The following is a 12,061-nucleotide window of genomic DNA, read 5'->3' as shown; positions in this document are numbered from 1 at the left end:
AATAATTACGCAGAACAACTTTTAAGAATGGTAACAATATGAAATATAAGAGCTTAGTCATTTCCTCAATTCTGCTGATGTTGGCGCAGGTCGCCCATGCGGAGCAGATTGGATCTGTCGATACGGTGTTCAAAATGTTTGGGCCGGATCATAAAATTGTGGTCGAAGCGTTTGACGATCCGGATGTTACCAATGTGACCTGCTACGTGAGTCGTGCGAAGACCGGCGGCATCAAAGGTGGACTGGGGCTGGCGGAAGATACCTCCGATGCCGCCATCTCTTGCCAGCAGGTTGGGCCGGTAGAACTGAGCGACAGAATCAAGAACGGTAAAGCTCAGGGCGAAGTGGTATTTAAGAAACGTACCTCGCTGGTGTTTAAATCTTTACAGGTTGTGCGTTTTTACGATGCGAAACGTAATGCGCTGGCCTATCTGGCCTATTCAGATAAAGTGGTCGATGGATCGCCCAAAAATGCCATCAGTGCGGTACCCATCATGCCGTGGCGGCAATAACAAGGAAGCACAATGCAACAGCCGTTGATCTGGTTGGTTGAGGATGAGCAGGGAATCGCTGATACGCTTATCTACATGCTGCAACAGGAAGGGTTTAGCGTAGAGGCGTTTGAGCGCGGATTTCCCGTGCTGGAGAAATCTCGCCAGCAATGTCCTGATGCCATCATTCTGGATGTCGGGCTACCGGATATCAGCGGTTTTGAACTGTGCCGACGTTTACTGGAACGCCACCCGGCGTTGCCGATCCTCTTTCTGACCGCGCGCAGCGATGAAGTGGATCGCCTGTTGGGGCTGGAAATTGGCGCAGATGACTATGTTGCCAAGCCTTTCTCGCCGCGTGAGGTGTGCGCTCGTGTGCGTACGCTGCTGCGGCGGGTGCAAAAATTCTCCACGCCTTCATCGACGACGCGCTGTGGGGATTTTGAACTTAATGAGCTGGCCGCGCAAATTACCTGGTTCAGCATGCCGTTGAACCTGACGCGTTATGAATTCCTGCTGCTGAAAACATTGCTGATGTCGCCGGGACGTATTTACTCTCGCCAGCAGCTGATGGATTTAGTCTGGGCAGACGCGCAGGATACCTTTGACAGAACGGTTGATACTCACATCAAAACGCTGCGCGCCAAGCTGCGGGCTATCAATCCGGAGCTTTCCCCCATCAATACTCATCGCGGTATGGGATACAGCCTGAGGAATTGCTGATGCGCATTGGCATGCGTTTGCTGCTCGGCTATTTTCTGATTGTCGCGGTCGCCGCCTGGTTTGTTCTGTCGATCTTTGTGCAGGAAATTAAGCCAGGCGTTCGTCGGGCGACCGAAGGTACTTTAATTGATACCGCCACGCTGCTGGCTGCACTGGCGCGTGATGACGTGCTCTCTGACTCACCGGCTAACGGCAAGCTGGCGCAGGCATTTGCGCAGCTGCATAACCGCCCATTTAACGCCAACATCAGCGGCATTAACAAAGTGCGTAATGAATACCATGTCTATATGACGGACGCGCAGGGCAAGGTGTTGTTTGATTCAGCTAACCAGGCCGTCGGTCAGGACTACTCCCGCTGGAACGATGTGTGGTTAACGCTGCGTGGGCAGTATGGCGCCCGAAGCACGCCGCAAAACCCGAACGATCCGGAAAGCTCGGTGATGTACGTTGCTGCGCCGATCGTAGACGGTGGGCGTATTATCGGCGTGCTCAGTGTCGGTAAACCAAATGCGGCGATGGCACCGGTGATTAAACGCAGTGAACGGCGAATGCTGTGGGCCAGCGCCGTATTGCTGGGCATTGCCCTGGTGATTGGCTTCGGGATGGTATGGTGGATAAACCGATCCATTGCCCGGCTGGCGCGTTATGCCGACTCCGTTACCGAGAATCGCCCCGTCCCACTGCCTGATTTAGGCAGCAGCGAGTTACGTAAACTGGCGCAGGCGCTGGAAAGTATGCGTCTGAAGCTCGAAGGCAAGAACTACATTGAGCAGTATGTCTACGCGTTAACGCATGAGCTGAAAAGTCCGCTGGCGGCCATTCGTGGCGCGGCAGAGATATTGCGCGAAGGCCCGCCGCCAAACGTGGTAGCGCGTTTTACCGATAATATTCTGACGCAAAATGCGCGCATGCAGGCGCTGGTCGAAACTTTGCTGCGCCAGGCGCGACTGGAGAATCGACAGGACATTACGTTGACGGCGGTGGAGGTAGATACGCTTTTTGCTCAGCTCAAAGAGGCGCGTAGCGTGCAGCTGGCGGCAAAAAACATTACGCTGACCATTCTGCCTTCATCGCTTAGCGTCGCTGCCGATCCCGCGTTACTGGAGCAGGCATTGGGGAACTTGCTCGACAACGCTATCGACTTCACGCCACAGGGCGGAACGATTACGTTGAGCGCGCATCAGCAGGAGGATCTGGTCACATTGCAGGTTACCGACAGCGGTAGCGGGATCCCTGATTTTGCGTTGCCGCGTATTTTTGAGCGCTTCTACTCGCTGCCCCGCGAGAATGGACACAAGAGCAGCGGTTTGGGGCTGGCGTTTGTCAGTGAAGTTGCACGACTGCATGAAGGTACGGTGACATTATCTAACCGACCAGAGGGCGGTGCACAGGCCTCGTTTACGCTTCACCGTCACTTCACATAACTTCAAATTCTCCGCACATAGCTGTTCTACCTTGCTGATATTGCAAAGGAGAACGCTATGTTTAAATCACCCCTGTTTTGGAAAATCGTCACCTTAGGCGGCGCAATATTACTGCTGTTAATTCCACTGACGATGGTCAGGCAGATAATCGTTGAGCGATCGGATTATCGTGATGAAGTCGAAGATGCTATTCGTCAGAGCACCAGCGGGCCGCAAAAGATGGTCGGGCCGCTGATTGCCGTCCCGGTGACGGAACTGTATATCGAGCTGGAAGGCGACAAACAGATCCAGCGTAAGCGCAGCTATATCCATTTCTGGCTCCCGGAGTCGATGGTGGTTGAGGGGAATCAGAACGTTGAAGCGCGTAAAATCGGTATTTACGAAGGCCAGGTCTGGCACAATGATCTCTCGGTGAAGGCCGAGTTTAACGCTGAACGCTTGCGTGATTTAAACCATCCCAACGTCAGCGTCGGCAAACCGTTTATCGTGGTTGGCGTGGGGGATGCGCGCGGGATCGGCGTGGTGCAAGCGCTGCAGGTCAATGGGGAATCGCTGGCCGTTGAGCCAGGGACGGGGCTGGATGGAGGAGCTCAAGGGATCCACATTCCGCTACCTGACGCGAGCTGGGCGGAGCAAAACCTGAGCATGGTGCTGTCGTTGAATTTGAGCGGAACCGGAGATTTCTCCGTTGTTCCGGTTGGCCGTAACAGTGAAATGACTTTAACCAGCAACTGGCCACATCCCAACTTTCTGGGGGATTTCCTCCCGGCGAAGCGCGAAATCAGCGAGTCAGGATTTAAGGCCCAGTGGCAAAGCAGCTGGTTCGCGAATAACCTCGGCGAACGCTTTGATGGCGAAAAGATTGGCTGGAAGGGAATGCCTGCATTTAGCGTTGCCGTCGCCACGCCAGCGGATCAGTATCAGTTAACGGACAGGGCTACCAAGTATGCCATCCTGCTGATTGTACTGACCTTTATGTCTTTCTTCGTGCTTGAAAGTATGACCAGCCTGCGTCTGCACCCGATGCAGTATCTGCTGGTGGGGCTATCGCTGGTGATGTTTTATCTGCTGCTGCTGGCATTGTCTGAGCACATTGGGTTTACGGCGGCGTGGATTACAGCAAGCCTGGTAGGCGCGTTAATGAACGGGGTGTATCTGCAGGCGATATTACAGAGTTGGCGGAACAGTATTTTATTCACCGTGGCGCTGCTGGGGTTGGATGGGGTGATGTGGGTGCTGCTACGTTCACAGGACAGCTCTTTACTGCTGGGAACCGGCGTGCTGTTGGTCGCGTTGTGTGGCGTGATGTTCCTGACGCGTCATCTTGACTGGCACTCGCTGGCACAGCCAAAACCAAAGCCGACAGAAATTCCGGAGCCTCTGCCTGCGCAGAGTGACGAGTTTCGCTTATGGAAATAGGGCGGTGGGGAAATGAAAAACGGCGCATATTGCGCCGTTTTTTACCTGTAAGGATTGAATTAATCCTGCAGATCGCCGCAGAAACGGTAGCCTTCACCGTGAATGGTGGCGATGATTTCTGGCGTATCCGGCGTAGATTCGAAATGTTTACGAATGCGGCGGATAGTCACGTCAACGGTACGGTCATGCGGCTTCAGTTCGCGACCGGTCATTTTTTTCAGCAGTTCTGCGCGAGACTGGATTTTGCCCGGATTCTCACAGAAGTGAAGCATTGCACGGAATTCGCTGCGTGGCAGTTTATACTGCTCGCCGTCAGGACCAATCAGAGAGCGGCTGTTGATGTCCAGCTCCCAGCCGTTGAACTTGTAGCTTTCGACGCTACGGCGTTCTTCGCTGACAGTACCCAGGTTCATGGTACGGGACAGCAGGTTACGAGCACGGATAGTCAGTTCGCGCGGGTTAAACGGCTTGGTGATGTAATCGTCTGCGCCGATTTCGAGGCCGAGAATTTTATCGACTTCGTTATCACGGCCCGTCAGGAACATCAGCGCAACGTTAGCTTGTTCGCGAAGTTCGCGCGCTAACAGTAGGCCATTTTTCCCAGGCAGATTGATATCCATAATCACAAGGTTGATGTCATATTCAGAGAGAATCTGATGCATTTCCGCGCCATCTGTCGCTTCGAATACATCATAGCCTTCTGCTTCGAAAATGCTTTTCAACGTGTTGCGTGTTACTAACTCGTCTTCAACGATAAGAATGTGCGGGGTCTGCATGTTTGCTACCTAAATTGCCAACTAAATCGAAACAGGAAGTACAAAAGTCCCTGACCTGCCTGATGCATGCCGTAAATTAACATGATCGGCGTAACATGACTAAAGTACGTAATTGCGTTCTTGATGCACTTTCCATCAACGTCAACAACATCATTAGCTTGGTCGTGGGTAGTTTCCCTCTGGACCCGACAGTGTCAAAAACGGCTGTCATCCTAACCATTTTAACAGCAACATAACAGGCTAAGACATGCCGGACACCCAATAAAACTACGCTTCGTTGACATATATCAAGTTCAATTGTAGCACGTTAACAGTTTGATGAAATCAACGTATCCAAATGTTTGCTTTCATCACAAAATTGCAATATTACAACTAGTTGCACGAGCTAATTAATAAATGTAATGAATCCAACCAATGCGATCCATTTTAAAATAAATTATCATGGATAAACAGAGGGATATACAACTTTTGTTAACATAAAAAGCAATAGTACAGTTTGGAAATAGTTTAGCATTTTTTACCGGATGCGAAATCCTTTTTCAGTGACTTCTGTTAAAAAAATGTAAATTTGCGCTGCGTAATATGTTGACGTGCGTCACATTATTACTTGCAGACTGACCAAAAAGAGTATCGAAATGCGTTTAACAATTATTCTGGTTGCCCCTGCCAGAGCGGAAAATATTGGTGCGGCTGCCCGTGCGATGAAGACCATGGGATTCACTCAATTACGTATCGTTGACAGCGAGGCGCACCTGGAACCCGCCACGCGATGGGTCGCGCATGGATCGGGCGACATTATTGATAATATTAACGTTTTTCCAACGTTAGCGGAGGCGCTCCACGACGTGGATTTTACCGTCGCGACCACCGCGCGCAGCCGGGCGAAGTTTCATTATTACGCCACGCCGGTCGAACTGGTTCCCCTGTTGCAGGAAAAATCAACGTGGATGGAACACGCCGCACTGGTTTTTGGTCGTGAAGATTCGGGGCTGACCAATGAAGAATTAGCGCTGGCAGATGTACTCACTGGTGTACCGATGGTCGCTGACTATCCTTCACTCAATTTGGGGCAGGCGGTGATGGTGTATTGCTATCAATTAGCAGGTTTAATACAACAACCGGCCAAAAACGTTGAGGTGACGGATGAGCTTCAACTGCAGGCATTGCGCGCACGCGTTTTGCGTTTATTAGCCACGCTGAACGTTTCTGACGACATCAAGCTGACGGACTGGTTGCAACAGCGAATGGGTCTGTTGGGGCAGCGAGACACGGCAATGTTGCACCGTTTTTTACATGATATTGAAAAAAACATCACAAAATAAAATGTTGAACAATTTTTGTTGTGTAGTGTTTTGTTCTTGGTTCAAGTGGGCTCGACATGCTGTATTGGTTGAAAGTAAAAGGGCAAGCAGTTGCTCATGAACAAGTTTCGGAATGTGATCAATTTAAAAATTTATTGACTTAGGTCAGCAGATACTTTAACCCTAAAAGAATACAGGACAGATAATAAATAATTACAGAGCACACAACATCATGAAACGCATCAGCATCACCATTACTACAACCATCACCATTACCACAGGTAACGGTGCGGGCTGACGCGTACAGGAAACACAAGAAAAAGCCCGCACCTAAACAGTGCGGGCTTTTTTTTCGACCAAAGGCAATGAGGTAAACCATGCGAGTGTTGAAGTTCGGCGGTACATCAGTGGCAAATGCAGAGCGCTTTCTGCGGGTTGCCGATATTCTGGAAAGCAATGCCAGACAGGGGCAGGTCGCGACCGTTCTCTCTGCCCCCGCAAAAATTACCAACCATCTGGTGGCAATGATTGAGAAGACCATCGGTGGTCAGGATGCTTTAGCTAATATCAGCGACGCCGAACGCATTTTCTCCGAGCTGCTGGTGGGTCTTGCCGCCGAGCAACCAGGTTTTCCGCTGGCGCAGCTCAAAGCCTTTGTTGAACAAGAATTTGCTCAGATTAAGCACGTCCTGCACGGCATCAGCCTGCTGGGACAGTGCCCGGACAGCATCAATGCCGCGCTTATCTGCCGTGGTGAAAAAATGTCGATTGCTATCATGGCCGGCCTGCTGGAAGCACGCGGGCATAACGTAACGGTCATCGACCCGGTGGAGAAATTGCTGGCTGTCGGCCATTACCTCGAATCTACCGTTGATATCGCCGAATCTACGCGCCGCATCGCCGCCAGCCGTATTCCTGCGGATCACATGATTCTGATGGCAGGGTTTACCGCCGGAAATGAAAAAGGTGAGTTAGTGGTGTTGGGACGTAATGGCTCTGACTACTCTGCCGCCGTACTGGCCGCCTGTTTGCGTGCCGATTGTTGTGAAATCTGGACCGATGTCGACGGCGTATATACTTGCGATCCGCGTCAGGTACCCGATGCCCGACTACTTAAGTCGATGTCTTATCAGGAAGCGATGGAGCTTTCTTACTTCGGCGCCAAAGTGCTGCATCCGCGCACCATTACCCCTATTGCCCAGTTCCAGATCCCGTGCCTGATTAAAAATACCGGCAATCCGCAAGCGCCCGGTACGCTGATCGGTGCCAGCAGTGATGACGATGATTTGCCGGTAAAAGGTATTTCTAACCTCAATAACATGGCGATGTTTAGCGTTTCCGGCCCTGGAATGAAAGGCATGGTGGGCATGGCGGCGCGCGTTTTTGCCGCCATGTCGCGTGCGGGCATCTCGGTGGTGCTGATCACTCAATCCTCTTCTGAATACAGCATCAGCTTCTGCGTCCCGCAGGGCGACTGCGCGCGTGCGCAACGCGCCATGCAGGATGAATTCTACCTCGAGCTGAAAGAAGGCCTTCTGGAGCCGTTGGCGGTGACTGAGCGTCTGGCCATCATCTCTGTTGTTGGCGATGGTATGCGCACCCTGCGCGGCATCTCGGCGAAGTTCTTTGCCGCGCTGGCTCGGGCGAACATCAATATTGTAGCGATCGCCCAGGGCTCGTCTGAGCGTTCTATTTCGGTGGTGGTGAATAACGATGACGCGACCACCGGCGTACGCGTGACCCATCAGATGCTGTTCAACACCGACCAGGTGATTGAAGTGTTTGTGATTGGCGTAGGCGGCGTGGGCGGTGCGCTGCTGGAGCAGCTTAAACGTCAGCAAACCTGGCTCAAAAAGAAGCATATCGATCTGCGCGTGTGCGGCGTGGCGAACTCGAAGGCTCTGCTGACCAACGTCCACGGTCTGAATCTGGAAAACTGGCAGTCGGAGCTGGAGAGCGCGAAAGAGCCTTTCAACCTTGGGCGCTTAATTCGTCTGGTGAAAGAATACCATCTGCTCAATCCGGTGATTGTCGACTGTACGTCAAGCCAGGCGGTAGCGGATCAATATGCCGACTTCTTGCGTGAAGGCTTCCACGTGGTTACGCCGAACAAAAAGGCCAACACGTCGTCGATGGATTACTATCATCAGCTGCGTTTTGCCGCCGCGAAGTCTCGTCGTAAATTCCTGTACGACACCAACGTGGGCGCGGGCTTGCCGGTTATTGAAAACCTGCAAAATCTGCTCAGCGCAGGTGATGAACTGCAACGTTTTTCAGGCATCCTTTCTGGCTCACTGTCGTTTATTTTCGGCAAGCTGGATGAAGGCATGAGCTTCTCGCAGGCCACCACCCTGGCGCGTGAGATGGGCTATACCGAACCCGATCCGCGTGACGATCTTTCCGGTACGGACGTGGCGCGTAAGCTGCTGATCCTGGCCCGTGAAACCGGTCGTGAGCTGGAGCTTTCTGACATTGTCATTGAGCCGGTCCTGCCAAAAGAGTTTGATGACTCCGGTGATGTTTCCGCGTTTATGGCGAAATTGTCGCAGCTGGATGACGTCTTTGCCGCGCGTGTGGCGAAAGCCCGTGATGAGGGAAAAGTATTGCGCTATGTTGGCAATATCGAAGAGGACGGCGTTTGTCGCGTGAAAATTGATGCAGTAGACGGCAACGATCCGCTGTTTAAAGTGAAAAACGGTGAAAACGCGCTGGCGTTCTATAGCCACTACTATCAGCCGTTACCGTTGGTTCTGCGCGGATATGGCGCGGGTAACGATGTGACGGCAGCGGGCGTCTTTGCCGACCTGCTACGCACCCTTTCATGGAAGTTAGGAGTCTGACATGGTGAGAGTTTATGCCCCGGCTTCCAGTGCCAATATGAGCGTCGGGTTTGATGTGCTCGGTGCAGCGGTAACGCCGGTGGACGGTTCGCTGTTGGGTGATGTGGTGTCCGTTGAGGCGGCTGACCAGTTCAGCCTGAACAACCTTGGGCGCTTTGCCAACAAACTGCCGCCTGAGCCGCGAGAAAACATTGTCTACCAGTGCTGGGAGCGATTCTGTCAGGAGCTGGGTAAAAGCGTTCCGGTGGCGATGACGCTGGAAAAAAATATGCCGATTGGCTCCGGGTTAGGCTCCAGCGCCTGTTCCGTCGTGGCGGCGCTGGTCGCTATGAACGAACACTGCGGCAAGCCGCTCAACGATACGCGCCTGTTAGCGATAATGGGCGAGCTGGAAGGGCGTATCTCCGGCAGTATTCATTACGATAACGTCGCCCCGTGCTTTTTGGGCGGCATGCAGTTAATGATTGAAGAAAACGGCATTATTAGCCAGCAGGTGCCAGGCTTTGATGAGTGGCTGTGGGTACTGGCGTATCCGGGGATAAAAGTGTCGACGGCAGAAGCGCGGGCGATTCTCCCAGCCCAGTATCGCCGTCAGGACTGTATCGCTCATGGGCGGCATCTGGCTGGATTCATCCATGCCTGCTATTCCCGTCAACCTCTTCTGGCCGCGAAGCTGATGAAAGATGTCATTGCTGAGCCGTATCGTACCCGCTTGCTGCCAGGCTTTAGCCAGGCGCGTCAGGCGGTCGCAGAAATTGGCGCTCTGGCCAGCGGTATATCTGGGTCTGGGCCGACGCTGTTCGCCTTGTGCGATAAGCCGGATACGGCACAGCGCGTAGCAGATTGGCTGGGTAAAAATTACCTACAAAATCAGGAAGGCTTTGTTCATATTTGCCGGCTGGACACGGCGGGCGCACGGGTACTGGGATAATCAATGAAACTGTATAATCTGAAAGATCACAACGAACAGGTCAGCTTTGCGCAGGCTGTTACGCAAGGACTGGGCAAGAATCAGGGATTGTTTTTTCCGCACGATCTACCGGAATTCAATCTGACAGAAGTGGATGAGATGCTGAACCAGGACTTCGTTAGCCGCAGCGCGAAGATCCTGTCCGCATTTATTGGGGATGAGATCCCTCAGGAAATTCTGGAAGAGCGCGTGCGTGCGGCATTTGCCTTTCCGGCTCCGGTTGCCCAGGTTGCCGAGGATGTCGGCTGTCTGGAACTGTTCCACGGCCCTACGCTTGCATTTAAAGACTTTGGTGGGCGCTTTATGGCGCAGATGCTGACGCACATCAGTGGCGACAAACCGGTAACGATTCTGACGGCGACCTCCGGAGACACCGGGGCGGCGGTTGCGCATGCCTTTTATGGCCTGAAAAATGTGCGCGTGGTGATCCTCTACCCGAACGGCAAGATCAGCCCATTACAGGAAAAACTGTTCTGTACGCTGGGCGGTAACATTGAAACTGTGGCGATTGATGGCGATTTTGATGCCTGCCAGGCGCTGGTGAAACAGGCGTTTGATGACGAAGAGCTGAAGGTGGCTCTGGGGCTGAACTCGGCTAACTCAATTAACATCAGCCGTCTGTTGGCGCAAATCTGTTACTATTTTGAGGCTGTGGCCCAACTGCCGCAAGAGGCGCGTAATCAACTGGTGATTTCCGTTCCCAGCGGTAACTTTGGTGATCTGACCGCCGGGCTGCTGGCGAAATCACTGGGCTTGCCGGTGAAGCGTTTTATCGCGGCGACTAACGTTAATGATACGGTTCCGCGCTTCCTTGCAGAAGGTGAGTGGGCACCAAAAGCGACTCAGGCAACGTTGTCGAATGCGATGGATGTCAGCCAGCCGAACAACTGGCCGCGCGTGGAAGAACTGTTCCGCCGTAAAATCTGGCGTCTGAATGAGCTGGGTTATGCCGCTGTTGACGATGCGACAACTCAGGACACGATGCGTGAGTTACATGAGATAGGCTACACCTCAGAACCACATGCAGCGGTGGCTTACCGCGCGCTGCGTGACCAGCTAAACCCTGGCGAGTACGGCCTGTTCCTTGGTACAGCGCATCCGGCGAAGTTTAAAGAAAGCGTTGAAGAGATTCTTGACCTGACGCTGGCGTTGCCAAAAGAACTGGCGGAACGCGCGGACCTGCCGCTGCTTTCTCATCACCTGCCTGCTGATTTTGCTGCGCTGCGTAAGCTAATGATGACCCGCGGTTAACGGTTGTGCCCGCTGGCGCTTTGCATAGCGGGACGACAAAACCTGTAGGCCGGATAAGGCGTTTGCCGTCATCCGGCCTTTTTACTATTGCTCGTGGCGTTTAAACACCAGTTCGCCGTTTCCTGATGCTTCTTCATCAAAGAAGTAGCCTTCGCTGTTAAATGCGGTCAGCTGTTCCGGTTGCGTTAAGCGGTTCTCAATAATGTAGCGACTCATCAGTCCGCGCGCTTTTTTGGCATAGAAGCTGATGACTTTAAACTTGCCGTTCTTCTCGTCGAGGAAGACCGGTTTGATAAGCTCAGCGTTGAGTTTTTTCGGCTTCACGGATTTAAAATACTCATCCGAGGCGAGGTTGATCACCACTCTGTCGCCTTGCGCTTCCAGCGCTTCGTTGAGTTTATCGGTGATGGTATCTCCCCAGAACTGGTAGAGATCTTTACCCTTCGCATTGGCCAGACGAATGCCCATCTCCAGACGGTAAGGCTGCATCAAATCCAGCGGACGCAAAACGCCGTACAACCCGGACAGCATCCGTAAATGCTGTTGAGCGAAGTCGAAATCCGCCTCGCTGAAGGTTTCAGCCTGCAACCCTGTATAGACGTCGCCTTTAAACGCCAGAATGGCCTGACGTGCATTGTCCGGCGTGAAGTCAGGCTGCCAGTCATGGAAACGGGTGGCGTTCAGATCCGCCAGCTTGTCGCTAATCCCCATCAGCTTGCCAATCTGCGGTGCAGAGAGCTGGCGTGCCACGTGAATAAGCTGCTGAGAGTGATCCAGCAACTCGGGCAGCGTATGACGTGTCGTTGCCAGCGGGCTTTGGTAGTCGAGCGTTTTTGCAGGTGAAATCAGAATCAGCATATCCAGTC

12 protein-coding genes and 1 other annotated feature are annotated in these 12,061 nt (G+C 52.8%); of the genes, 10 read left to right on the top strand and 2 right to left on the bottom strand.

Annotation, left to right across the window (positions count from 1 at the left end; translation table 11 throughout):
- The first annotated feature begins 38 nt into the window (after positions 1–38).
- Genes creA through creD form a run of 4 tightly spaced genes read left to right on the top strand, consistent with a single transcriptional unit; the run spans position 39 to position 4,057 of the window.
- Positions 39–512 (top strand): protein CreA, encoded by a 474-nt coding sequence (gene creA, locus OGY33_RS23205; RefSeq protein ID WP_003018998.1) that lies wholly within the window; start codon positions 39–41, stop codon positions 510–512.
- A 12-nt stretch (positions 513–524) separates the two neighbouring features.
- Complete coding sequence (gene creB, locus OGY33_RS23200; protein WP_048214984.1) at positions 525–1,214, top strand: two-component system response regulator CreB; 690 nt, start codon at positions 525–527, stop codon at positions 1,212–1,214.
- Positions 1,214–2,638 carry a two-component system sensor histidine kinase CreC gene (creC, locus tag OGY33_RS23195; protein ID WP_079934411.1) on the top strand — a complete coding sequence of 475 codons (1,425 nt, stop codon included), beginning with the start codon at positions 1,214–1,216 and terminating at the stop codon, positions 2,636–2,638. Before creB ends, creC begins: the two co-directional genes overlap by 1 nt.
- A gap of 57 nt (positions 2,639–2,695) precedes the next feature.
- Positions 2,696–4,057 carry a cell envelope integrity protein CreD gene (gene creD / locus OGY33_RS23190; protein WP_079934410.1) on the top strand — a complete coding sequence of 454 codons (1,362 nt, stop codon included), beginning with the start codon at positions 2,696–2,698 and terminating at the stop codon, positions 4,055–4,057.
- A 59-nt stretch (positions 4,058–4,116) separates the two neighbouring features.
- Here creD and arcA read toward each other — a convergent pair whose 3' ends face one another.
- Positions 4,117–4,833: a two-component system response regulator ArcA gene (gene arcA / locus OGY33_RS23185; RefSeq protein WP_001194359.1), complete on the bottom strand. Its 717-nt coding sequence runs from the start codon at positions 4,831–4,833 to the stop codon at positions 4,117–4,119.
- Positions 4,834–4,928: 95 nt separating this feature from the next.
- On the opposite strand from arcA, the gene yjjY reads away from it, so the two are divergent.
- From yjjY to thrC, 6 genes are all read left to right on the top strand, one after another.
- The gene (yjjY, locus tag OGY33_RS23180) at positions 4,929–5,069 is read left to right on the top strand and encodes a YjjY family protein (RefSeq protein WP_042998021.1); all 141 of its coding nucleotides are present in this window, start codon (positions 4,929–4,931) and stop codon (positions 5,067–5,069) included.
- 399 nt (positions 5,070–5,468) lie between these two features.
- Positions 5,469–6,155 (top strand): tRNA/rRNA methyltransferase, encoded by a 687-nt coding sequence (locus tag OGY33_RS23175; RefSeq protein WP_191215184.1) that lies wholly within the window; start codon positions 5,469–5,471, stop codon positions 6,153–6,155.
- A gap of 206 nt (positions 6,156–6,361) precedes the next feature.
- Positions 6,362–6,488 (top strand) — a sequence feature (Thr leader region).
- Positions 6,367–6,432 carry a thr operon leader peptide gene (gene thrL, locus OGY33_RS23170; RefSeq protein ID WP_032337689.1) on the top strand — a complete coding sequence of 22 codons (66 nt, stop codon included), beginning with the start codon at positions 6,367–6,369 and terminating at the stop codon, positions 6,430–6,432. (Overlaps the previous feature by 66 nt.)
- A gap of 23 nt (positions 6,489–6,511) precedes the next feature.
- On the top strand, positions 6,512–8,974 hold the full coding sequence (gene thrA, locus OGY33_RS23165; RefSeq protein WP_003829761.1) for a bifunctional aspartate kinase/homoserine dehydrogenase I: 2,463 nt from the start codon (positions 6,512–6,514) through the stop codon (positions 8,972–8,974).
- A gap of 1 nt (position 8,975) precedes the next feature.
- A complete protein-coding gene (thrB, locus tag OGY33_RS23160; RefSeq protein WP_128611311.1) occupies positions 8,976–9,905 on the top strand; it encodes a homoserine kinase in 930 nt (309 codons plus the stop codon).
- Positions 9,906–9,908: 3 nt separating this feature from the next.
- Positions 9,909–11,195 (top strand): threonine synthase, encoded by a 1,287-nt coding sequence (thrC, locus tag OGY33_RS23155; protein WP_128316499.1) that lies wholly within the window; start codon positions 9,909–9,911, stop codon positions 11,193–11,195.
- Between the two features lie 84 nt (positions 11,196–11,279).
- On the opposite strand, the gene yaaA is transcribed toward thrC, so the two are convergent.
- Positions 11,280–12,053, bottom strand: a complete 774-nt coding sequence (yaaA, locus tag OGY33_RS23150) for a peroxide stress protein YaaA (RefSeq protein ID WP_048214979.1) — start codon at positions 12,051–12,053, stop codon at positions 11,280–11,282.
- Positions 12,054–12,061: the final 8 nt, after the last annotated feature.

The organism is Citrobacter sp. Cpo032, from assembly GCF_030332975.1.
Taxonomy (GTDB): domain Bacteria; phylum Pseudomonadota; class Gammaproteobacteria; order Enterobacterales; family Enterobacteriaceae; genus Citrobacter; species Citrobacter portucalensis.
The sequence above is the reverse complement of the archived record's forward strand: the minus strand, read 5'-3'. Positions and strand labels throughout refer to the sequence as shown.